At 32.3% G+C, this 24,111-nt stretch carries 16 protein-coding genes; 3 read left to right on the plus strand and 13 right to left on the minus strand.

The window, feature by feature from the left end; all coding sequences use genetic code 11:
• Positions 1 to 61: 61 nt before the first annotated feature.
• The 6 genes from BMZ09_RS07390 to BMZ09_RS07415 form a co-directional block, all read right to left on the minus strand.
• The gene (locus BMZ09_RS07390) at positions 62 to 4,879 is read right to left on the minus strand and encodes a T9SS type B sorting domain-containing protein (protein ID WP_090839042.1); all 4,818 of its coding nucleotides are present in this window, start codon (positions 4,877 to 4,879) and stop codon (positions 62 to 64) included.
• Positions 4,880 to 5,002: 123 nt separating this feature from the next.
• Entirely contained in the window at positions 5,003 to 6,841 is a 1,839-nt protein-coding gene (locus BMZ09_RS07395) for a T9SS type B sorting domain-containing protein (RefSeq protein WP_090839044.1), read from the minus strand.
• A gap of 32 nt (positions 6,842 to 6,873) precedes the next feature.
• Positions 6,874 to 9,327 (minus strand): T9SS type B sorting domain-containing protein, encoded by a 2,454-nt coding sequence (locus BMZ09_RS07400; RefSeq protein ID WP_090839046.1) that lies wholly within the window; start codon positions 9,325 to 9,327, stop codon positions 6,874 to 6,876.
• A gap of 1 nt (position 9,328) precedes the next feature.
• The gene (locus BMZ09_RS07405) at positions 9,329 to 12,670 is read right to left on the minus strand and encodes a T9SS type B sorting domain-containing protein (RefSeq protein WP_090839048.1); all 3,342 of its coding nucleotides are present in this window, start codon (positions 12,668 to 12,670) and stop codon (positions 9,329 to 9,331) included.
• A 76-nt stretch (positions 12,671 to 12,746) separates the two neighbouring features.
• Positions 12,747 to 13,571 (minus strand): ABC transporter permease, encoded by an 825-nt coding sequence (locus tag BMZ09_RS07410; protein ID WP_090839050.1) that lies wholly within the window; start codon positions 13,569 to 13,571, stop codon positions 12,747 to 12,749.
• A 24-nt stretch (positions 13,572 to 13,595) separates the two neighbouring features.
• Entirely contained in the window at positions 13,596 to 14,504 is a 909-nt protein-coding gene (locus tag BMZ09_RS07415; RefSeq protein WP_090839052.1) for an ABC transporter ATP-binding protein, read from the minus strand.
• A 98-nt stretch (positions 14,505 to 14,602) separates the two neighbouring features.
• On the opposite strand from BMZ09_RS07415, the gene BMZ09_RS07420 reads away from it, so the two are divergent.
• Positions 14,603 to 15,661, plus strand: a complete 1,059-nt coding sequence (locus tag BMZ09_RS07420; RefSeq protein ID WP_090839054.1) for a hypothetical protein — start codon at positions 14,603 to 14,605, stop codon at positions 15,659 to 15,661.
• Here the strand turns inward: BMZ09_RS07420 and BMZ09_RS07425 are convergent.
• From BMZ09_RS07425 to BMZ09_RS07450, 6 genes are read right to left on the minus strand one after another with little or no spacing between them, the layout of a single operon-like run.
• Positions 15,658 to 16,176, minus strand: coding sequence for an IS1096 element passenger TnpR family protein (locus BMZ09_RS07425; RefSeq protein ID WP_090839056.1), 519 nt, complete (start codon positions 16,174 to 16,176; stop codon positions 15,658 to 15,660). The two genes, BMZ09_RS07420 and BMZ09_RS07425, sit on opposite strands and share 4 nt — an antisense overlap.
• A gap of 39 nt (positions 16,177 to 16,215) precedes the next feature.
• Positions 16,216 to 17,232 carry a COX15/CtaA family protein gene (locus BMZ09_RS07430; RefSeq protein ID WP_090839058.1) on the minus strand — a complete coding sequence of 339 codons (1,017 nt, stop codon included), beginning with the start codon at positions 17,230 to 17,232 and terminating at the stop codon, positions 16,216 to 16,218.
• A 17-nt stretch (positions 17,233 to 17,249) separates the two neighbouring features.
• Entirely contained in the window at positions 17,250 to 17,699 is a 450-nt protein-coding gene (locus BMZ09_RS07435) for a GNAT family N-acetyltransferase (protein ID WP_090839061.1), read from the minus strand.
• A gap of 5 nt (positions 17,700 to 17,704) precedes the next feature.
• Positions 17,705 to 19,120 carry a CCA tRNA nucleotidyltransferase gene (locus BMZ09_RS07440; RefSeq protein ID WP_090839064.1) on the minus strand — a complete coding sequence of 472 codons (1,416 nt, stop codon included), beginning with the start codon at positions 19,118 to 19,120 and terminating at the stop codon, positions 17,705 to 17,707.
• 8 nt (positions 19,121 to 19,128) lie between these two features.
• Positions 19,129 to 19,689 carry an L-threonylcarbamoyladenylate synthase gene (locus BMZ09_RS07445; protein ID WP_090839067.1) on the minus strand — a complete coding sequence of 187 codons (561 nt, stop codon included), beginning with the start codon at positions 19,687 to 19,689 and terminating at the stop codon, positions 19,129 to 19,131.
• 44 nt (positions 19,690 to 19,733) lie between these two features.
• The gene (locus BMZ09_RS07450; protein WP_090839069.1) at positions 19,734 to 20,606 is read right to left on the minus strand and encodes a hypothetical protein; all 873 of its coding nucleotides are present in this window, start codon (positions 20,604 to 20,606) and stop codon (positions 19,734 to 19,736) included.
• Positions 20,607 to 20,725: 119 nt separating this feature from the next.
• On the opposite strand from BMZ09_RS07450, the gene BMZ09_RS07455 reads away from it, so the two are divergent.
• Together BMZ09_RS07455 and BMZ09_RS07460 are read left to right on the plus strand one after the other, a co-directional pair.
• The gene (locus BMZ09_RS07455; RefSeq protein WP_143067793.1) at positions 20,726 to 21,922 is read left to right on the plus strand and encodes a glycosyltransferase family 2 protein; all 1,197 of its coding nucleotides are present in this window, start codon (positions 20,726 to 20,728) and stop codon (positions 21,920 to 21,922) included.
• Positions 21,923 to 21,934: 12 nt separating this feature from the next.
• Positions 21,935 to 23,155 (plus strand): glycosyltransferase, encoded by a 1,221-nt coding sequence (locus BMZ09_RS07460; RefSeq protein ID WP_090839073.1) that lies wholly within the window; start codon positions 21,935 to 21,937, stop codon positions 23,153 to 23,155.
• On the opposite strand, the gene BMZ09_RS07465 is transcribed toward BMZ09_RS07460, so the two are convergent.
• Positions 23,145 to 24,035 carry a glycosyltransferase family 2 protein gene (locus BMZ09_RS07465; protein ID WP_090839075.1) on the minus strand — a complete coding sequence of 297 codons (891 nt, stop codon included), beginning with the start codon at positions 24,033 to 24,035 and terminating at the stop codon, positions 23,145 to 23,147. The two genes, BMZ09_RS07460 and BMZ09_RS07465, sit on opposite strands and share 11 nt — an antisense overlap.
• Positions 24,036 to 24,111 lie beyond the last annotated feature (76 nt).

The raw sequence follows: 24,111 nt of genomic DNA on the forward strand, positions 1-24,111 counted from the left end.
ACCTGTTTTTAGTGGTTAGCAAAGGTAATGAGAATGTCTTTTCTAATAAAGAGAATAACTGTTAAAGCCTTAATGAAAAATGACCTTTGACCTGAAACTCAATAGCTCCCTTTTTTACGTCTGCCACAAACCAATAGTCATTTGCAGGCATTAAATTACCGTTATATCTTCCATTCCAACCTTGAGAGTTGTGGGTTAGTGTTTTTAGTAATTTACCATAACGGTCGTAAATGTTTACTATCGTACCAGAAAGTTGATTAACTCCAGTTATATGCCAAGTATCAAAATATCCATCGCCATTTGGTGTTACAAATTTAGGAGCGTCAATAATTACAATCTCTTTTGTGGTGGAGTTACATCCGTTTAAGTCTATAACTGTAATATTATGCGGACCTAGTGGTACGTTGTTAAAAAAGTTAGATTCTTGTGGTTCTTCATTATCAAATTGATACAAGTAATTACCAATTCCTGAAATTTCTACGGTCACATTGTTAGGGTCAGAAAAGTCTACGGTTTCTGTAAAATCAATAGTCGCAGCTTCCGACTCTGATACTGTAAATGTCGTTGAGGTTGTACAACCTGATGCTGTTGTTACTGTTACGGAATAGGTTCCTGTTGTTGTTACTTCAATATAGCTATTAGTATTGTTAGTTGACCAAGAATAGGTATCTGTTGGCACATTAGTTTCTGCAGATACTAATAAAGGTAAATTGTCCAAACAAAGTACTTGGTTTGGAATGTCTAGTTCTGGTTTTCTGTTAACTATTGTAGAGAAACTTGCAGTATTATAGCAACCAACAGCGTTATTTTGTATTCTTACAAAATATGATGTATTATTCTCAGAGTCTACATTAAGATCACTAATCGCATTAGTATTATTGTCAGCATCATTTTGAGAGGTAAAATAAGATACTGTAAAATTAGTTGCGCTTTGACTACCTAAAACAGTACTAGTTTGCTGGCTTAAATCAAACATGGCAAACGTATCATAATCATCGTCACAAGTTTCTAAGTCTTGTAAATTTCCAATAGTAGGTGTTGGGGTTGCAGTTAAAATAAATGAACCAATATTGTAACACGGGCTACTAGTGTAATTTGCTCTGATAAATAAGGTTTGACTACCAATAGTATAATTGTAATTAGTATCTAATTGATTTTGTTCCGTTTCTGCATCGATTTGCGAGGTGTAATATCTAGCATCAATTGGTTGTGCTGTGTCAACTAATTCTGGTGTGATGTCATTTAAGTTACAAATTAATGTTGCGTTTTCACAGATGTCTACTGTCACATTTGGTGTAATAATTGGAGGTATGTCTACAATTAATTCTAAAGGAATTTCAGCATAACAATTAGAAATGGTATTTAATACTCTAATAAATACGATTTGTGGATTTACAGTATTAGCAAAATTTGTTGGGTTACTTATTGGATTAATGCCTTGTTCTAAATCTTCCGAGGACATAAAGTAAGCCACCTCAGTATTATCTTGTCTTATGGAAAGGACTTCAATTTCTGAAAGTGTTAAGTCAAAGACAGAAAGTCCATCTGTATTATCATCACAAACATGCAACGCACTAGCGCTATTAGTTAAAGGGACTGCAATAACATCAAATTCAAAGCTGACAATACCTTTACAAAAAGTTCCGTTATCTACCGTTACAAAAACCTCTTGTGGGTTTACCGTTGTTGTAAAACTATCAGGTAGTGGATTGATTTGTGCTTCTGCATCTTCTAAAGATAAGTGATAAGTAACATTTAAAGATTCTGGAGACCCTTGTGTTATTTGGGTTGTTATTTCTGTTAAATCGAAAGTACTAAAGCCATCATTACTAACATCGTCACAAACATATACATCGGTTGGTGCATTATAGATTGGATTTGATCCCACTTCTATTTGAAACGAAGCGGTGCCATAACAATCAATATCTGTTACATTTTGAACACGAACATATATAGTTTGAGGATTACTTGTGTTTTCATAAATAGCATCTTTATCTATTGGATTATCTCCTGAGTCAGCATCAGCTTGAGAAGTAAAATAAAGTACGTCTTTACCTAATTGACCATTTAATATTTCTGAATCTTTATCAGAAAAAAGGAATTCGCCAATTTGATTACCATCCGTTTCACAACTAATTAAAGTGCTAATATTAGTAAATACGGGTAATGTGTTGACGTAAATTATAAAGTTTTCTACAGAAAAACAGCCTGTAGTTGTGTTTTCTATTCTGCAAAATACTATTTGTGTATTAGCATCGTAGTTAGTAGGATTAGTTATTGGGTTAGTATTATTATTTGCATCTGATTGAGAACTGTGAAACGTAAACGTTCTGTTAGTTGTATCAGTAACCATTAATGGGATTCTTGAAGTTAAATCAATAATTGTAAATCCATCTTGATCCGTATCGCAAATAGTAATGTTTTCAGGGTTAGCGCTTTCTGGTGCAGGTAATACTTGAATTGTCAAAGCTGAGGTTGCAGCACAACCATTTTGATTTTGTACACGTGCATAAACCGTTACAGGATTAGTTGTATTGCTATAAAATGGTGGTAATGGGTTATTATTTGCATCGGCATCTGCTTGTGTTTCAAAATATGAAGTAGCACCATCTGTTATTCCTGTAGTGACATAATCATTAAAAGAATATAAATCTATACTTGTAAATCCATCGCTATTATTGTCACAGTAGTTTTGTGTGGTTAATGCCTGAATTTCGATACCATCATTTATAATTAATTGAATTGAAGAATTGTGTGAACACGAATCGCTATTTAATGCAATAAATAAGGTGTGAGGGGCATCATTTACAACATACTCTACATTCTGATTTATAGCATTGATGTTAGCAATTAAGTCTTCTTCAGTTTCATAAAAATCTAGTGTTACATTTTCTAAACCGTTAATTATGGCAATTGCCACTTGACGTAAATTAAAGTCTACAATACCGTCGTTTGGTACGACATCACACTCATAATAATCTGTAATTTGTGTCGCAGATTCTAATAAAAAGGTGTGTAATTCTAATGGAACTACAGAGGCACATCCTGTTGTGTCATCTTCTACACGTATGTAAACCGTTTGAATAAACTCTTGAGAGTTTGGAAAGTTAGTAGGATTAGTAATTGCATTTGTTCCGCTAAAAGCATCCTCTGGAGTTTCGTGATAAGTTACAGTAACGCCTGTAAGACCTTGTAAAACATCGTCAATATTAGTGGTTAAATCAAACGTGTCGTAACCCGTTCCTGCTTGCTCACAAGCATCTAATAATTGACGGTCTGGATTTATTGCGGGATTAAAATTTATCTGAACATCCAAAGTTGTTGTTGTGCTGCAACCTGTTGTCATGTCCAAAACACTAACAAATAGTGTTTCTGCATTACTAGCAGGGACATAAGGCGAGTCAATAGTGTTCTGTATATTTTGAGCATCCGTAAGATTGTAGTGGTAATTTACAGTGTAATTAGAATTAGCATTTGTTATTTCTTCATCTTTTACGGTTAAATTTACTCCAGAACTTCCGTTAGAACACACTTGTAAAAGTGTTGGGTCCGTTATGGTCAAAAAGGGATGTAATATTAAATCAAAAGCATCGATATAAACACAACCGCTAGCTGTGTTTTCTGCTCTGTAATATATGATTTGCTCAGGGTTAGAACTTACAAAAGTTGAAATTGCATTAGTGTTATCTTCAGCTTGTAATTGTGTAGTATGAAATGTTGTAGTGTACGTTGCATTTGGTAATGCTGATTCTATTTCTGAAACTTTCGGTGTTAAATCAAAAGTTGCTTGACCATCATTTGAAGCGTCATCACAAATTTCAATATCTGTTATTGTTGGTCCATCTTGGATAGTGTTAAGTGCTATGGTAACTGCATCTTCAAAAGTACAGGTGTCCATGTTTAAAGGTACTGTAATTTCTACTTTATAATTCCCGTCTGTAGTTACTAATAGTGTGCTATTAGTTTGCCCAGTGATTATTGTATCGTTTAAAGACCAAACATAAGTAGCATCAGGATTATTTGTATTAGCATTTAAGGTTACAGAAGCATCACATGTATTTATATCTTCTCCAAGATTAACACTATCCGTAAAGCTATTACCTTCAATAAATACAGCAGAATCAAAATTACGGTCGGTTTGATCCGCAATAACTAATTTAATATGGTATTGTATATTAGGTGTAATACTTGCCGAAGCACTTAATACTGCGGTACGACCATTAAAATTAGTGTCTCCTACATTATAACCTTCAAAATATTGACTGTTTTCTTCTGGGCAAAAACCAACTATTTCATCATGTATTGTATTTGTGTTTACAGGTGTATTTGTTCCTGGAACAATTGCTATGTTTTGATATGGATTACCACTGCCAGCTTCGCGAATAAGAAATGCAAATCCGTCAGAGTACAAGCAAGGGTATTCAGCAAAATACTCTTCAGATGCTAGTATGTAATTAAATTGTACGGTACTAGAACTTGATATAAAATCAAAATCAATAGAAGTTGCATTTAATGTATTTGTTATGCCTAAAGCTGCTTCTAAATCTGGATCTGTGGACCAATTTGTTGAGCCTTCATTTAAAGGATTTGTATTTAAAGTATTACCTCCAGAATTTGCTTGTCCGGTAGATAACACGATTCCATTTTCAAAAGGGAAGTCAGAACTAGCGCTTTCAAAATAACCAAAGCTAGAAAAACCATCTACGGTTCCGTTTATGGTAGAAGTAATATTTGTAACTTCTACGCAGCCTTGTACTAAATTGTTTTCCACCAATTGTTGGGCAGAAAAAGAGTCGTTAATAGATACTTGCTGAGCATAACCAACCGTGGTTAGTAAGCCGATAATAGCAATAATCGGGTGTTTTAGGTTAAGTTTCATCTGTTTTTCGGTTTTGGGAACCACGATAAACGTCGTATTTCATCGTTTAAAGTACAAAACTAGACTATTTATCGATTAAATACAAATTATATCGATTAAAAGTTTTAACTAAATTATTGTCTTTTAATAGTTTACGTAAACCCAGCCTGTTTTTGTAGGATAATTCGGGTCTTTGAGGTGAAGAACATAAAAATAAGTACCGACAGGAACGGTTTTTCCATGGTTAGTTAACCCTTGATTTATTTGACCATACCATTTGGTATTATCATTTCCTTTAAAAACTAAAGTACCATAACGATTGTAGATTAAAAGGTCGTGATTTTCAAATATGGAATACAAACCTTGAATATTAAAATAATCGTTTATTGAATCTTGATTAGGAGAAAATCCTTGAGGTATGTAAGGTGGACAGTTTTGGGTTACTAACTGAAACGTGTATATGTCAAAGCATTGGTCTGTTTCTGCTTTTATAAAAATGTTTTGCGGTGTAGTATTAGCTATGTAGTTATTTGGATTGGTAATAGCGGTGTTACTTGTTATATCATCAAGCGTTTCGTAAAACAGAAAATTAGAATATTGACTTTGATTGATTTGTGATAACGCTTGCGTTAAATCAAAAATGGCACTATTATAACCTTGATTACATTCTAAAAGAGAATCTATAATAATAGTTTCTGGAAATGCTATTAATGTTATGGCTTGATTAGTTGTATTATTTTCCTCGTTAGTTTCAGTTATTATCCCTTCGTTGTTTCCGTTGTTATCTATTGCAAGTTGGATATTAAAATTATCCGGAACGTTATCCGGAATTTGGATTGTAATTTGACTGGTTTCATTACCATCAATTGGTATGTCATTAGTAGTTTGACTTTGTGCGACTAATAGGGTGTCAATAAAAAAAGCAATTGGAGTGTTAGCCGATAATATATCTGTACTATTAGTGTTAAAAACAGTGTAGTCTATAGTGACTAATCTACTTGCACAACTAACATTATAGGTATTGACCATTATGGTAGCATCGGGTAATTGACTATTTAGTACTGTAATTATATTATTTATAATTATTAAATCAGCTCTAAAGATTCCGTTAGTGTCCGTTGCTCCAGTTGTTAGGTTAATTGTTACTTCGGTATCGCCAATTTGAATATTGTTTTCAATGTTATAAACGTCTAAATCGACGTTATAAAAATCAGTAGCATTAGTAAAACTATTGGTGCCATTAAAGGCATTATCTGCTAAATTTAGTGGAGGATTAGATAAGGTGTTTCCGTTAATAGATAGGGATTCTCCATAATTTAAAGCATTATCGCCTTCCCAAGCTAAAAAACCTATTTTAGCATTATTATTGTCCAAAACGTTTATGTTTTCTAGCACTATTGTTTTGTCTTGTACGTCTCCATTTATAATTTCTAAACCTAAAAAAAGATTGATTTGATTTAAAGGCAGCGTATCGTCTTGGTATATCACGTATAAACTCCAACCAGCATAATTTGTTCTGTTTTCACAATATCCAGGTGTGTTGGCTAATACATCAGCAATGTCTAAGTCGGAAAATACGTAAGTTCCATCACCTTCAGTAATAATTTGACCGGTAACATCGGCGTAACTAGCAAAATAAGTTAGTTGATTGGTTGTTCCTTCATTATAGTTTACAGTGTACGTGTCCTCTGCGACTATGGCAGTTGTGTTTAATGTAACCGTGGTATCTCCCGGTCCAGAACCAGACCAAAATAAATAGGCAGCAGTAATGCTAGTATTTGTGGGTAGGTTTAAGGTTGCTTGAGAGGAGGGAAGGATCTCGCAAAAACTTTGTGATAAGTTGTTTTCAGCTTGATTTAAAGTGTTCCCAATGGCGGTATAATCGTATCTACCATTAAATTGTTGAAACAGTGTAATATCTTGTGCATGTGCTTGTTTAAAGCAAAGTAGTAAACATAAAAAAGCAAAATACAATTGTTTCATTGGTCCTTGGGGTTCCTTAAAAATACAACATATTATCGTTTTAAAGTAAAGTGGTTTTTATAAACTCGACCATCTTCTAGCTTAACAATAAACCAATAATCATTTGTCGGCATTGGCAAGCCATTAAAAGTACCGTCCCAACCTGTGTTTAATGCAGTAAATTCTTTTAATAGTTTTCCATATCTATCAAAAATTTGAATGGTTGAATTTGGTTGAAACTGATTGGAGGCACCATAAATTTGCCAAAAATCATTTTCGCCATCATTATTAGGTGTAAAAAATAAAGGAAAGCCAATTACGGATAGTTGTTGGTTAACAGTCCCACAATCGTTTTTTACATCTTTAACATTAACGGTATAAAATCCTGGAGAGATATTATTAAATACATTACTGTCTTGGAAACCTGTGCTTTCTCCTAAAAAATCTATAAGTTCAAATTCATAGTCACCTTCTCCGGAGGTTAGCACCGTGACTTGGTTTTCATCTATAGTGCTATCAACAACCAAAATATCATTAATAGTAGCAATATTAGAAGGGGTTACGGTTATAGTTTTGACCTTGGAGCACCCTAAGCTATTAGTGACTGTAACAGTATAACTATCAATAGTATTTACATCTATACTAGTTGTTGTTTCGCTTGTATTCCAACTATAGGTATAATTATTTAAAATATCATCAGTATTTCCTGCAGTTAAGTTTATAGTTTCAGGATAGTTATTTAAACAATAAAACAATGTTTGATCGTCTTCAATTTGAGGTAATGGTATGATGGTTAAAGTAACTTGGTTTATCCCGTAACAAGCATTGTTGTCTTCAACTCTAACGTAAATAGTTTGATTATACGGCACTGTATTAGTGTAGTTATTGGGTAGTTGGTTTTGTTCTAAAAGCGCATCGTTATAATTTTCGTAATAGTTAATGGTTAAATCTGCAGGGAGACCAATTAATATATCTGCGGAAAAATCGCTTAAATTAAAGGTGTTTAAACCATCTTCAGAATCTGCGTCGTCACAAACAGGAGCTGCATCATAATTACTAATTGATGTTGTGCTGACTTCTAAAGTTAAGGTCGCAGTTGCAAAACAGTTGGTGTTTGGGTTAGTTACAACAGCGGTAATAGTTTGCGGATTGCTAATGTTGCTATACCCTAAGCTATTTATGGCATTTGTTTGGCTTAAAGCCGAAATTGCATCTGGGTAAAAAACAATGTTTCTATCAGTAAATCCTGCTGTTAGGTCATCAAATGCTTCGTCTAAATTAAAAATTGTAAACCCATCAATTGAACCATCTTCATCACATTGAAACAGAGAACTGTCATTGGTAATTATAGCTTCATTCACTATTAAATTTAATGCTATTGTAGATACACAACCTGGATTTGATACGTTTTCTACTCTAACAAAAACGGTCTGTAAATCGGGAGTCGTATTATAATAGTTATCCGCTAAAACATTTGTGTTATTGGATGCATCTATAGTTGTTGGATGGTATGAAAAAGTAAAATCAGAAGTATTTGCACCACCAATTTCGGTATTTTTATTAGGTAAATAAAAAAAAGATTGACCATTGGTATTGCTACCGTCCGAAGCGTCATCGCAAACTTGATAATCTGAAGGTGCATTTATTGCGGGACCAGTGCCTATGATTAATTCAAACGGAACAATAGTATAGCAATTAGTTATTGTATTGGTTAATCTGCTATAGATGGTTTGAGGATTAGTCAAGTTGGTATATGGACTTAGTAATGCGTTTGTATTTATATTGGCATCACTTTCTGTTTCGTGATAAGTAATCGTTACATTATTTTGACCACCTATAATTGTAGGTGTGTTTTCTTCTAAATTAAATGATGTAATACCGTCATCAAACGGACTTGTTAGGTCACAGTTTTCAATTGCAATTTGATTAGCGTTAAAAGCAGCGCTAGTTGGAGGTTCTGAAAATTGTGCAGTTCCAGTCCAATCAATACTAAATGGGCTGTTACCAACAGGTCTATCTATGACAATATAATAAGAGTCTCCTGCGCTAACATTAATGGCGCTTACAAAACTATTACCATCTACTCCAGGACCTTCCGCTGTATCTGAAGCGGTAGCGCTTAATCCTGTTAAGTTATTGCCTTGATTGGCTGCTTGTGGGTTGGTGGTGGAGCATCTTATTGCTTGACCTATATTACCACAGGACACGTTTGGTCCAAAAATAAAAAAATCATAATCTTCTGTTATAGCATTACTGTCTGGTGTAAGTGTAAATGCTAAAGTTCCACTATTTACTGTGGTTACTTTTAGCCATATACTATTGTTTTCTTGACTAGAGCAGGTGTTGCTTCCTGATAATTCTTGTGTACCAATACCGTTAACATCTAAGCTAACGTTAGAGTTTCCGCATACCGTGATGGCATCGATACAATCTGTTGGTTGTTGCGAGTATCCAAAAGAGTAGATAAATAAACAAACAAGAAATAGGGTTTTATTAAGTGATTTCAAATTATCTTTTTAAAGTAAAGTGGTTTTTGTAAAGCCTTCCGTCTTGAAGTTTTACAGTAAACCAATAGTCATTTGTTGGTAAAGGTAGACCATTAAAAGTACCATCCCAACCTTTGCTACTAGGTGTAAACTGTTTTAGTAATTTACCATATCTATCAAAAATTTGAATGACAGAATTAGGCTGAAATTGACTTGAAACGCCATAGACTTGCCAATAATCGTTTTGACCATCGTTGTTTGGCGTAAAGAAAAGCGGAAAGCCTACTACAGAAAATAGTTGGTCAATTGTTCCGCAGTTATTTTTTATATCTTTTACGTTTACTGAATAAATTCCAGGTTTAACATTACTGAATATATTACTAGATTGAAAGCCTGACGATAGGTTTTCGGCATCTATTAATTCAAAAGTATAATCACCTTCTCCTGATGCAATAATAGTAACAACGTTATTGGTTATGTTACCATCAATGACCTCAATGTTTTCAATGGTTGCTATGTTTGAAGCTTCTACTATAATCGTTTTTGTTTTTTCGCAGCCTTCTGCGGTACTTGCTGTTACGGTGTATGTTCCTGCAGCATTTATTTCAATTGTTGCTGTAGTTTCATTTGTAGACCAATTATAACTATAGCTATTGTTGGTTGGGTTTGAAGCTGTTAATTCTATAGTCTCAGGAAATTCATTTAAACAATAAAAAACAGTTTCGTCTTCAGACAATTCAGGTAACGGGTTAATGGTTAATAGGACTTCATTAATACCGTAACAAGCATTATTGTTTTCTGCTCTGGCGTAAATAACTTGACTGTATGGTGTTGTATTGGTATATGTAATTGGTAGTGAATTAATTTCAATTAAAGCATCGTTATATGTTTCGTAGTAATTAATTGTAAGATCATTAGGAAGCCCGTTTAATATTTCGGTTGAAAAGACGTCTAAATTAAACGTGTTAATACCATCTTCTGATTCTAGCTCATCACATACAGGTGGCGCTATAAAGTTATTAGTTTGTGTGACGCTAACATCTAAAGTTAATGTGGCAATAGACTTGCAATTAGTAGTGTTGTCTGTCACTACGGTATAAAGTGTTTGAGGACTTGAGTTGTTATTGTAAGCGCTTCCGTCTATGGCATTAGTTTCTGCTACAGCATCGGACATATTATTATAAAAAGCTGTTGAGGTATTTGAAGTGTTGTTGGTAATTTCAGGTATGCTTTCGTTAAGATTAAAGGTGGTTAATCCATCTGCAATACCATCTTGATCACATTGAAAAAGTATTACATCCAATGCAATAGGGACAGGATTGATTGTAATTTCAAAACTTCCTGTATTAAAACAGGTTGGATTGTCAATATTTTCTAGTCTAACAAAAAGCGTTTGATTTACTGGCGTTGTATTATAATAATTGTTTGGCAGAGGGTTATTATTTATATCGGCATCTGCCTGAGAAATATGATACGAAATAGCATATGTTAATACGCTTTGATCATTATAGACCTGATCATTAAAATCTGCTAAATTTAGTGTGGTTTGACCGTTGCTGTCATCTCCATCAGTCATATCGTCACAAATAATAAATGGTGCTAAGCTATCGATTTCAGGTTTATCCGATACTTTAATTATAAAACTTGTTGTGTCATAGCAATTAGGATTTCCGTTATTAAAGACTCTAGCAAAAATGGTTTCTTCAGGAGCAGTGTTAGTGTAAATACTACTTAGAGGGTTTTGATTTAAGTCAGCATCTATTTGAGATGAAAAATAATTTACGGTATAAGTGTCTGAGGGTTGATCACCTAATATAGTTGCATCTTGGTCAAAAAGACTAAATGGAAATACTAATGCATTAGTATCATCACAAATAATCATGTCATCAGGTTGCGTTGCTATCGGAATTTCAAAATAAGTAACAACTGCTTGACCTTCTTTTTTGTCGCAATCAATATTATTTATTTCTATTAAAACCTCATAATTACCATTTTCTGAAATTAACAGTTCATTTACAATCGTGGGGGTTGGTATTTCTATTCCGTCTACGGTCCATGTGTAAACTGCTCCTGGGATATCTTCTGCAATTAAGGTGTAGTAATCACCTATGCATAGTGGTAAATCAATACTATTTGAAGCATCTGTTGGTATTATATCTATTTTTTCAGAGAAAAAAGAGGCTATAAAAGGCGGTAAACCTTGTCTAGAGCTTCGTCCATTTAAATCTATGGCTTGATGTTGGTAGTTTGGTGCGATGACACTATTAGGGTTATTTATAACACTTAAATAAGGTGTTCCTTGGTCATAAGTAGCACTCAAAGATCTGTATATTTTAAGATCGGGACCTAACTGTAATGCACTTCTGTACATAACTCTTTGGTCTAAAACTTGCTCTGTAAGACTTATGTTAGGTGCTGTTAAATTATACTGAAGTAATGCACCATATTGTGCGCTTGGGTTGGTGAAATCTTCTGACAGTGTTTCAAAATAAGTCGAAACATATAATATTTGATTATTAGGAGAAAACTCTATTCCGTATGGGGATTGAGGTTTATTGGTCGGTGAGAATTGGGTGTTAATTTGTTGTGGATTGCTAACTATTCCCGTTGCCTTATCAAAATCAAAAAGGTAAAGCCCATCCGCGACATTAGCACAAGCTAATTTAGTACCGTCAGGGGAAAACTTAAGGTAACCTCTTCTTTCTGAAATAGTAAATGGTAAAGTAGAAACTACAGGAGTTAAATTTACGCCCGATGCAGCACTGACTTCAAAAGCATAAAATGTATTGTTATTATTGTCAACAGCATTTGCGTTTGTACGTGCATCATCATCAGCATAGGTAACAACCCATATGTTTTGAGATTGACAATCTTTTACTATGGCGCTTAATTTTTCTGAAGCTTTATTAAGTAAAAATTGATTTTTTAAGGTTACTGCGCCTAAACCGCCATTTAAGGACATATCTACAACAGAGTAGTTGAAACCATTGTCAGGATTAGATTGGAAATTTGTATCCTGAGTAAAAATGTAAAAAATAGTCGTTGATTCCGGTTTTGGTACTATTATAGCAGATTGTGTGCTTGATTGATTACCAAATAAACCTGTTCCATTTGGCATAATTGTATGCTGACTGGTATATACATTTTCACCGTTAGTATAAAACAACAAATTGCCATCACTATCTGATATACTAGTACAGCCTTCCTCTGTAACTAATAACCCATCAGTTAATGCTGACACAGCATTGGTATTTGTATTAAAATTTATTCCTGCATTATTTCCAAAATACCAGTTTGAAGCCTCATTTTGGGCTACAATGGTGTAACAAAAAAACAGGGAAAGGATTAATAATAGTTGCTTCATATTTTATGACTCTTGAAAGTAAAGATATTATAAAATATGTACTAATATAAAAGTTAGATGTTAAAAGGTATTCTGACTATAGATCTCGTTTTTGTAATAGTTTGTATGACCCGTATATAAATAGAGCAGTCCAAACCACAACAATCCCTATTTCATTCCAATGCACAGCATAGTCATAAAGGAGTTCTGTTTTTTCTGGCGACTTCATTAATACAATACGTCTAAAGGGCTCGTCTATTAATTTCCACATGGATTTTAATGGGAAATAATTTTGGATGTTAGTTGCTATGTCATCATCATAGTTTTTTGCTAGTATCGCATATACAATCCATTCTAAAATAAAAAGGATAAACATAAAACCAAGCGCAAATGCTGATCGTTTGACTAATACGGCTAGAAAAAGACATAAACTAAAGAAGCCAACAAGCTTAACAAAATAAGCTAATAAAAATATAATTTCGCTATGCATGTAATAGGCTTCCGTATCTCCGGAGTAATACAATCCAATACATAAAGTAATTAGTCCAATTAATAACGTGGATACCAAAGCAAAAAAGACAATAGCAATAAATTTGGAGAGTATAAATTCTTTCTTGCTTAAACCATCAATTAGGTTTTGCTTAATAGTTTTATTGCTATATTCATTACCAATCATACTTACTACAACAATAGCAAAAAACAGTTTGAATTGGGCTGTAAAAAAAGTTGTTATGTGCCAAATGTATGGAAAGTCAAAAATACCAACGCTTCCTAAATCTATCGTGAATAAGCCAAAAAAATTGATTTTAAATGACGATAATAATATTATAAAAAAGGGCAGTATAAAAGAAAAAAAGATAAGTATTTTACTACTTCTGTTTTCTAGTAATTTTTGTAATTCTATGGATAATAGTCGAAACATGATTGCGGTTTGTTAAGGTAGTGGTTAGTTAGCGTCGTTTAGATCGTCTGTAAGTTGAAGGAATTGTTCTTCTAAACTTTCTTTTCTCAATACTAAGTGAGATAATAAAATGCCTTTTTCTAATAGCTCTTTGTTAAAAGCAGCAGCAGACATTGGTTGATCAATAAAAGCAGTTACTAAACCTTCCAGAATTTTGGTGCTTTTAACATTTGGATGCGCTTCTAGATAGTTAATTAAGTCATCAGTATTTTCGCTTTTTAATTCAAAAAAACCGTTGCTTGATATCATTTGATCTACAGGACCTTCATATAATTTTTCACCTTTTCTAAGTACGACAACATGAGAGCAAACTTTTTCTACTTCGTCCAATAAATGAGACGCTAATAAAATGGTAGTACCTTGACTGGCTATGTCTTGTATTATTGCTCTAATTTGATGTATACCTTGGGGGTCTAAACCGTTTGTGGGCTCGTCTAAAATTAAAATTTCAGGATCGTTAAGTAAAGCGGATGCAATTGCTAGGCGCTGTTTCATCCCTAAAGAAAACGTTTTAAACTTACTGTCTTTTCGGTCTAAAAGACCTACTAATTCTAGTTTTTCGTTAATTTTATCTTCACTGATTTCTTTAATTTTACATACTAATTTTAAGTTTTTGTATGCAGACATATAAGGGTAAAAGTTTGGACGCTCAATAATAGCTCCAACTCTTTTTAATGCTTGATGTGTAGTGGTGTCTCCTCCAAACCAACTAAAGTTTCCGCTAGTAGCGTTGACAACATTTAAGGTAACACCCAAAGTGGTTGATTTTCCACTTCCGTTTGGTCCTAAAATACCATAAACGTTACCTTTTTGAATTGTAAAGGATAAATTATTGACAGCCGTTAAATTGCCATACTTTTTAGTAAGATTACTAATGCTAAGAATAGTTTCCAAGATGTGTGGTTTTTTGATTGGTTTAATAGTAAGACGATAGATTGTTAAAAATGTTACAAATTAAAATATAGTTTATAAATTTGAGAACAGATAAATTTATGAAAGATTTAAAAATTTCGAAGAAAAAACCGTCTTACCCAATTAGCGATAGATTGAATAAGTATTTAACAGAGTACAATAGAAACTCTAAAATAACTATTCTATATGACGATTTATTGCGTTTTCAGGGTGCCATAACGGTTTATGATAAAGATGATATTGATACGCTTTGGGTACGTGTGTATTTTAGCGAATTTGATAGAGAAGAAATTGATCTTAGTTTAAAAAAGGTTTACAGTAGACTCCATTCTGATGGAAATGTTACTGCTAATGCTTATCTAAATATTGATGCCATAGACTATTGTACTTTTGGAAATTCTAAACCTTTTAGAGTAAAAATCAGGAATATTATAAATGACAATTACACCTATTTTTATGTCAAAAAAGCCGATGCTTCCCGTATTTACGGCTTAGAGTTAGAACAGATGTTGTCTCCATATCAGTTAAACTTTATGGTGCACGGTAACACTTTAATAGAGGAGCATATTGCGGGAATACCTGGTGACGAGTTTATAAAAAATAATTTACCAGATTGTTCAGAACGTGAAAAATCTCAGATTGCAAAAGAGTTTGTTAAGTTTAACGAGCGTTGCATGATTAGATTACTAGGGGATATGCGTGCTTATAATTACGTAATTGTACCAACGCATGATTTTGATCACGTTGTGTTTAAAATTAGAGCTATTGATTTTGACCAACAATGCTACGAAGGGAAGTTTAAGGTCTACCGACCTCAGTTTTTTAAGGAAAATTTAAAATTAGTACAACTAGTCGCTAAAAAGTTTACTCAAGAATCTATAGATCAATATAAAATTGAAGAGCGTTCTATAGTTGCAAAACGTATGATAAGTTATAACGACCGTATTGCCCAATTACTTGATTGCATGGTTAATGACGAAATATCAAATACAGGCAATATAGAACTTCTAAAGTCTAAAATATACGATCACACGTTAGATTTAGAATTTAAGAAAAGTAAAAATATGGGCGAAATTTTGAAAAACGCACTAAACTTTGTTAAACGTAATTATGAAGATATGAATACTCAGGATTTTTAATTCCAGTTTTCTTCAAAGTCTAAATTATCGTAATCGTCAATATTAAAATCATCGTCCTCTAATTCGTCTTCAAATTCATCTTTCTCTGCTTCAAACACTTTTTCAGGTGCTTCAGTAGGTACTTGACCTTGAACGTACATTAGGTTAGGATAGTCTACACCTTCGGCAACTTCAACAATTTCAGCTAATTCAACAAAAAAGGTCCACATACTCATAAAGTCGTAAACGTAAATTAATTTTGTTTGTGCTTCGTGCACAGTATCAGATAAAGAGGTTTCATTCATTAATCTAACCTCGTTTAATCCATCACTCATGTCAAAAAGGCTAATTTCTTCACCTTGATTCCACTCGTCATCACTTAAATAAAAAGAAGCCATTTCATTACCTTCAAAGCCAAAACATTGTGTGATAACATTATGTAGGTCTTCCATAGTATCGCTTTCGCGAATTTCAAAATCTCTGAAGATATCTTCTTTGGTATCGTTGTCTAATATAACTCTGAATCTGTAAATCATAATAAAAAAATAAGTGTGTAAAGATAGTGCTTTTAGCTGTTATTTACTAAAACGGTGTAACGTAAATGTCATTGCGGATAGCAATAAAAACGCACCTACTTGATGGGCAACACCTAACCAAACAGGAACTTGTAATAATAATGTAAAAACCCCTAATGTAAATTGAAAAAACACGAGATACATTAATAAATTAAGCGCTTTACGTTGGTAGTTGGTTTCGATATATTTTTTTCCTTTAAAAAATATTAAAAGAATAAATAGTACTACAACATATGCTAAGCTTCTGTGTACAAATTGCACACCGCTTTTACCTTCTGTTAAATTAGCAAATAGAGTTTCTCTTTCTAAATATACACTTTCGTGAATTAATTTTCCTTCGCTCATCATTGGCCAATGGTTGTGTATCCATCCAGCATCTAATCCTGCTACAAAAGCACCATAGATTATCTGAATAATTAACACTAACATACCTGCTTGCACTAATCTTTTAAACCTTGTATTTACAATTTTGTCAAACGGGAATATCAAATCTAGTGCGACCCAAAAGGTGACAGCAAAGGTTATAAATGCAGTTGTTAAGTGCATGGCTAACCTATAATGGCTAACGTCTGGTCTGTCAACCAACCCGCTTTTAACCATGTACCAACCTAAAAAACCTTGCAAAGCACCTAGGCACATTAATCCTATCGATTTTTTTATGGTAGGTCCTGTTAGTTGCTTGGTAATTAAAAAATATAAAAACGGAAAGAAAAATACTAATCCAATAAAACGTCCAATAACACGATGGATCCATTCCCAGAAGTAAATGTCCTTAAATTCTTCAATATTAAAATGATTGTTTAGTTTTTGGTATTCAGGAAACTGCTTGTATAAGTCAAAAGCCTCTTGCCATTCCACATCATTCATAGGAGGGATAGTCCCAGAGATAAGTTTGTAATTAGAAATGGCTAATCCTGAATGTGTTAATCGGGTGATACCACCAACAATGACCATTATAAAAATTAATAAACAACCCGTTAATAGCCAATAGATAACTTTGTTATTGTCCTTTTTCATATTGCTTTTTCTTTAACTTACAATGCTTTTTTAAAGCATATACTTTCTTTTATACCTTTATATTGACCGTAATTATCGATGATTTGATAATTGCATTTTTTATAAAAATTAACCGCTTCTATTTGTCGTATGCCTGTTTCTAGGATACTATGCGTGTAGTTTAATTGTTTAGCCCAAACTTCTAGTTGTTTTAAAATAGCGGATGCAACACCTTTGCCTCTTGCAGCTTCCGTGGTAAACATGCGTTTAATTTCGACAGTATTGTTGTCAAAAGGTTTAAACGCTGCGCAACCAACAGGCGTTTTGTCATGGTAGGCAACTAATACGTGTTTTATGTTATCTAGACCGTTGTATTGATTGTAAAAATCGTGATCATCGCCATCTGTGATTTTAAGAAAGCGGTCTAGTTTTATAACTAGATTTTTAAAGTCGATGTTTTCAGAATTTGTTTTAATTAATTCTAACATGATTTTTAACTTTTAATTAATCCTAGAGCTTCCCCTTTTTTAATCATTAAATTGAAAGCAGCATCGTGCTCGTTTGGTATTTCTCCTTCAAGAATGGCTTCTTTTATTGCTTCTTTAATGATACCAATTTCTTTTGAAGGCTTTAAATTAAACGTTTTCATAATTTCTTCTCCAGATACTGGAGGTTGAAAATTACGAACATGATCTTTCTCTTCTACTTCTATAATTTTATCTCTAACAATTTTAAAATTGTTGTGATACTTTTCAAATCGTTTTGGGTTTTTGGTAGTAATATCAGCTTCGCAAAGCGTCATTAAATCTTCAACGTAATCTCCTGCATCAAAAACTAAGCGTCTAACAGCAGAGTCTGTTACTAAATCTTGCGCTAAAACAATAGGTCTAGAGCTCATAAATACCATTTTTTGGACAAATTTCATTTTGTCATTTAATGGCATTTTTAAACGTTTAAATAAGTGATACACCATTTTTGAACCTTCAAACTCATGGCCATGAAAAGTCCATCCCACTTTTTTACTAAAACGTTTTGTTGGTGCTTTCCCAATATCATGTAACAAAGCAGCCCAACGCAACCACACATTGTCTGTGTTTTTAGAAATATTGTCTACTACTTCTAGCGTGTGATAAAAGTTGTCTTTATGAGTTTGACCTTCAACTTCATCAATACCCTTAAGATTAGTTATCTCTGGTAAAAAATGTTTTAAAAGCTTAGTTTTTTCTAGAAGTAAAAAGCCTTTAGAAGGTATTTTACTTTCTATAATTTTATTTAGTTCAACAATAATACGCTCTTTAGTAATGATATTTATGCGTTCGTTGTTTCTGGTAATTGCTTTTAACGATTCCTCTTCAATAATAAAATCTAATTGTGTAGCAAATCTAACAGCACGCATCATACGTAAAGGATCATCACTATACGTTATATCAGGGTTTAAAGGTGTTTTTATTATTTTTCGTTCTAAGTCGGCTACACCATTAAATGGGTCTAAAAGATCTCCAAAATTAGATTCGGATAAGCTTAAAGCAAGTGCGTTTATTGTAAAGTCACGACGATTTTGGTCGTCTTGTAACGTACCATTCTCTACAATTGGGTTTCTGCTATCTTCGTTGTAAGATTCTTTTCTAGCCCCAACAAATTCTATTTCTACGTCATTATAACGTAGCATGGCTGTACCGTAAGTTTTAAAAACTTGTACTTTAGGTTTGTTTGGTAGTAGTTTAGCAACTTCTCTAGCTAATTCTATTCCGCTTCCTACAGCAACAACATCAATATCTTTAGCGTCACCTCGTTTTAATATAAAATCACGTACAAATCCACCAATAACATAACTGTCTAAATTTAAGTTGTTAGAGGCTTCAGATATAAATTTAAATATTGGGTTTTGTAGGGCTTCTTTGTAATTCATAAAACTATTTACTCGCGGATAACTTTGACCTCTCCTCTATTACTTAGTTTTATAATAGTAGAAGGATTTCCTCCGTTTTTTTGTTGGTGCAAATTTACGACATAATCCACACCTTTTAAAACAGCTTCGCTAATTTCTTTAAAGGATTTTGGTGTTGGTTGACCACTTATATTTGCAGAGGTGGATACAATTGGTTTTCCAAAATATTTTATCAATTTTTCGCAAAAATCATGATTCACTATTCTAATTGCTAATGTATTGTCTTTTGCTACCAAATTTTCAGCAATACCAGCTGGGGCATCGTAGATTACAGTGGTTGGTTTGTCCGCAATATCTAAAATGGTGTATGCTATTTTTGGCACATTGTCTACATGTCTTTCTAGCATACTATAATTATTAACTAAGCAGATTAAAGATTTATCATCCTGGCGTTGTTTTAGTTTGTATATTTTTTGGACAGCGTTAGCGTTAGTTGCATCACAACCAATTCCCCAAACGGTATCTGTTGGATAGAGTATAAGTCCGCCTTGTTTTAAGATTTCTATAGTTTCTTGTATTATCTCCTTCATTAGTCTTAGTTTTAATTCTGTGTTTTATAAATATTATTAGAGGCTTACCTAATATTGAGTAAGTTCTTTAATAAACGATTTCTATGCTTTTTTGGAAGCTTTGTTTTTTTGTTTATTTTTTTTTGGTTTAATTGCCCATATTTTTCTGTAAAATCTGCAACAGAGTCACAAGCAATAAAACTCAATTTTTTCCACTCTTGCGGGTATATGGGGTGGAAATTGGTGTGCTTATGGAAATTAGTCTCATTTACTTTTCTCCAAAAATCAAAAAATATTTTTTGGTCAAAGTCATCTTTATGACTCCAATTGTTTACTTTTTGGTAGATTTCTTCCTCTTCTCTCGCCCAAGATTGGTGCACACAGTAAAAATTTGATTTTAATACAGTACAATCTATATCTCTAGCAAAATTATAACTTTCAACTTGATTAGTACCAAAACTAAAGGATTCGTCATTTTCAATGTAAAGAAATCCATTGTCCGTTTTTTTAAATAAAGTAATCCATTTACCTCTTATTGTTAAAGGATACTTATCAGGTTGTTTTAAGTAAAATGAGTGTTGCTTTAAGAATCCAACTACTTTATCAAAGTTTAAAAAATATTCGTCAGCATCAATCTGTAATTGCCAACAATCGGGCCCCATAAATTTAGAAAGCATATTTCTTTCTCTAGTGTCATTCTCCATGGCACTTAGGGATTTGTCATAAAAATTGTCGCTGTAAAATTTTATTTTTTTTAAGGGGTCAATTTCTTTAATCTCAGTAAAAAAAGTAGGGTCTATTTCAAACGTATTACCAGACCAGGTTTGCGAATTTTTGTCGTAAGCAAGTATTATTTCATCAGCATAATCATAAATATGTTTTATACATTCAAAAACAAATTTATAATCATATGAGATTAGTATTCCTATCTTAATCATTCTAATTTAAATTAAAAGTAAATATAATATATTTTAAGGTTGAGTGACTTCTTTTTAAAATTTTAATAACTTTTATTAGTTATAATTTTAACTGTTATATTTACGAAAAAAAAGAACCTTTGAAGTACAAAAAGACTTTAGAATACGATTTTCATGAAATGGCGTTTTTTACTAAAAACAAAATCCATTTTACTGAGTGTTTACAGCCTAAATTGAGCATAATTATACCTGTTTATAATGAGTTGAAATACACGCTAAATTGTTTGCACTCTTTAATGAAAGAATGTAATGCTTTTGAAGTAGAAATTATTGTGATTAATGATAAAAGTACGGATGATACTAAGTCGTATTTAGAACAAGTTACCGGTGTTAGACTTGTTACTAATGAAACTAATCTTGGGTTTCTTAAAAATATAAATAAGGGTTTAAAATTAGCTAAAGGTGAATTTGTTTTATTACTAAATAATGATGTGGTTGTTTTTGATACTCTATTAAAGGAATTGTTTTGTGTTTTTGAAAACAATAAAAATGTAGGTGCAGTAGGTGCAATGGCTATTCACCCTAGTGGTATGGTTTTAGAAGCTGGTTGTACTATATTTAGTAATGGAGAAGCGCATAATAATGGGCGATTTTCAACGCCTGAAAATCCACATTATAATTATGTGAGAAAATCTGATTATTGTTCTGGTTATTGTCTATTATTAAAACGATTGTTGCCAAATAATGACCTTGTGCAATTAGATGAAGCGTTTTTACCAGCTTATTATGAAGAGACAGATTTGTGTATGCAATTGAAGTATAATCACGGTCTAGATATTTATTATCAACCTTTTGCTAAATTGATTCATTTTGAAAGCATTAGTTATGGTCAAGAAAAAAATAGTAAAAAAGAAAAGTTAATATCTGCTAATAAAGTAAAGTTTAAGAATAAATGGATAGCAGCTTTAAAAGCAAATCATTTAGAGCAATCTAAAAGTTTTAAGGATTTTAAGGATTTAAGATTGAAGTCGGATGCGATATTATTTTTGCAAGACACAATGGATGATGATGTTATTTCTAAAATTGAATCTGAGAATAACAATGGAAAGAAAATAACTGTTTTATTAAAGTCTAAGCTTAACTTTAGCCTTGAAAAAATAGAATTCTTGCAACGTCAAGGTATAGAGGTTTTGTATCCTTATTATACACGTAAAGGTAAGTATAGGTCTTATTTTAAGATTTTTAGAAGAATTTCAAATGGCTTTACCCAAATAGAAACTACAAATGTTTTCTTAAAGTCTTATTTTTTTATAATAAATAAATTGTTTAGCATCTAAACTTAATATTTCATGTTTAAATCTATAAAAAACAAGTACAAAATCTCTTTACTAACCAAAAGGTTAAAAAAAGAAAAGAAGACATTTGATATACATGATTTTACTTTTTCTAAAAAAAACGTTTTAATTATTGATGAGATTATTCCAGAATTTAATAAGGATTCTGGTTCTAGACGCTTAACCGAAATTATAAAATTACTCCTAAAAAATAACGTAGCAGTATTTTTGGTTGCAGACTTAAAACAGTACAAGTATAAGAGCGATTACCTTCAAAAGTTTATAGATTTGGGCGTTAATGTTTATCAACCTAGTGTAGATAGTCGTGGTAAGCTTGTTACAAAAGAAAGATTTATACAGTTTATTGCTCCAAAAACAACTATTGCGTGGTTGCACAGACCAATGATTTTCAACAAATTTCATGCGTTAATTAAAGCTGCTAACCCAAATGTAAGATTAGTGTTTGATATGGTGGATTTTCATTATGTTAGATTGTTAAGAGAGTATGAGTTAAGTGGTAATAAGGCTCTAAAGGTTGAAGCTGAAAAATTTCTTAAAATTGAATTAGAGAATTGTAAGTTAGCAGATACTGTTATTGCTATCTCTAAAACAGATAAACAATTACTTAAACAACATTTTAATGCTAGTGAAAAAGTTGTGTTGATAAGTAATATACATCAACATGTAGACAAGAATTCTGATTTTATAGGTTTTGAAAACAGAAAAGATATTTTGTTTGTTGGAAGTTTTAGACATGACCCCAATAATGATGCTGTCAAATATTTAAAGCAAAATATTATGCCCTTAGTTTGGCAAACTTTGCCAGAAGTAAAAGTTAATATTGTAGGTAGTTATATTACTGAAGATATAAAATTATTGGCCTCGAATAGATTTAATCTTTTGGGTTTTGTGGATAATATTAATGTGACATTAAACTCTGCTAAGTTGTTTGTTGCTCCTTTACGTTTTGGGGCAGGTATTAAAGGTAAAATAGGACAAAGTTTAGAGCATAGTTTACCATTGGTAACTACAGATGTAGGTGCAGAAGGTTTTGATTTTGAAAATCAGCAAGAAATAATGATTGCAAATTCAGCAGAGGAAATAGCTCATAAAATAGTTGCTTTATACACAAAGAAAGTACTTTGGGATGCAGCTAGTGATAGTTGTCAAAGTATTTTAAAACCATTTTCATTAGCAACCACAGAAGCGCAAATACTACAAATAGTTAACCCTTAACTCTCATAGAAAAACGTAAAGGATCACCACCTTTTAAGACTATTTTAAAAGGAACTAAATGTTTTTTATGTTTAAAAATGCTTTTCACACCATATTTAAGCGTTAAAATAAAACGTAAAAATTGATAATAAGCTGTACTGTAGTTTTTCTTTATTACGTACAGATAGGATACTGTAAATTCTCGTTTTAAAGCGATATTAACGCTGCTTTTTCCCATATAATGTATAAATGAGGCTTTAGGATAAAACTCTGTAGAATAACCTTGTTTTTTTAAACGAAGACAAATATCCATTTCTTCATAAAATAAAAATATTTTAGGATCAAAACCGCCACACTTTTCATATGCTTCTCTTTTAAAAAACATAAAAGCACCAGAAACTAAATCAACAGTAAAGGGTTCTGATAAATCTGATTTGTGTAATTTACTGTAATATTTTACAGGTTTTTTCTGGTCAAATAAATGATACTTTAAATCTATAAACTGTCGGTAACTATATTTAAAAATTTTCCCGTTTTCGTCTACTTGTTTTAAGCCAATACAACCTGTAGCGGGTTTTGATTGACTATAGGTTAGTAGTTGTAATAGAGCGTTTTCGGTTAGTTTTGCGTCGTTATTTACAAAAGCGATATGTTTACCTTTAGAGTGTTGGAAGCCCAAATGGTTTCCACCTCCAAACCCTAAGTTTTTTGTGCTTTTTATTAACGTAAAATCAATTTGTTTTAAGTGATTTTCTACTACGTTTAAATCTTCTGTTTTCGAGTCGTTATCTACTACAATTATTTCAAAATTTAATCCTTTGGTATATTTGTATATGGAGTCAATACAACCAATCGTATAGCTTGAAGAGTTGTAATTAATAATAATTATAGAAACGTCCATGTAGTAATTTTCGGTAAAAATAAATAAAACCAACAGATTGACTCACTTAAGTTTTTATTATTTGTTAGATTTGTTT

Origin of the sequence: Olleya namhaensis (genome assembly GCF_900114005.1) — a bacterium.
Taxonomy (GTDB): Bacteria; Bacteroidota; Bacteroidia; order Flavobacteriales; family Flavobacteriaceae; genus Olleya; species Olleya namhaensis.

Excerpts from the sequence above, each read along its gene's own strand:
- BMZ09_RS07420 (WP_090839054.1), top strand. The coding sequence starts at position 14,603 with ATGAAAGATTTAAAAATTTCGAAGAAAAAACCGTCTTACCCAATTAGC.
- BMZ09_RS07445 (WP_090839067.1), bottom strand. The coding sequence starts at position 19,689 with ATGAAGGAGATAATACAAGAAACTATAGAAATCTTAAAACAAGGCGGA.
- BMZ09_RS07435 (WP_090839061.1), bottom strand. The coding sequence starts at position 17,699 with ATGTTAGAATTAATTAAAACAAATTCTGAAAACATCGACTTTAAAAAT.
- BMZ09_RS07410 (WP_090839050.1), bottom strand. The coding sequence starts at position 13,571 with ATGTTTCGACTATTATCCATAGAATTACAAAAATTACTAGAAAACAGA.
- BMZ09_RS07430 (WP_090839058.1), bottom strand. The coding sequence starts at position 17,232 with ATGAAAAAGGACAATAACAAAGTTATCTATTGGCTATTAACGGGTTGT.
- BMZ09_RS07405 (WP_090839048.1), bottom strand. The coding sequence starts at position 12,670 with ATGAAGCAACTATTATTAATCCTTTCCCTGTTTTTTTGTTACACCATT.
- BMZ09_RS07460 (WP_090839073.1), top strand. The coding sequence starts at position 21,935 with ATGTTTAAATCTATAAAAAACAAGTACAAAATCTCTTTACTAACCAAA.
- BMZ09_RS07440 (WP_090839064.1), bottom strand. The coding sequence starts at position 19,120 with ATGAATTACAAAGAAGCCCTACAAAACCCAATATTTAAATTTATATCT.
- BMZ09_RS07390 (WP_090839042.1), bottom strand. The coding sequence starts at position 4,879 with ATGAAACTTAACCTAAAACACCCGATTATTGCTATTATCGGCTTACTA.
- BMZ09_RS07450 (WP_090839069.1), bottom strand. The coding sequence starts at position 20,606 with ATGATTAAGATAGGAATACTAATCTCATATGATTATAAATTTGTTTTT.
- BMZ09_RS07395 (WP_090839044.1), bottom strand. The coding sequence starts at position 6,841 with ATGAAACAATTGTATTTTGCTTTTTTATGTTTACTACTTTGCTTTAAA.
- BMZ09_RS07465 (WP_090839075.1), bottom strand. The coding sequence starts at position 24,035 with ATGGACGTTTCTATAATTATTATTAATTACAACTCTTCAAGCTATACG.
- BMZ09_RS07425 (WP_090839056.1), bottom strand. The coding sequence starts at position 16,176 with ATGATTTACAGATTCAGAGTTATATTAGACAACGATACCAAAGAAGAT.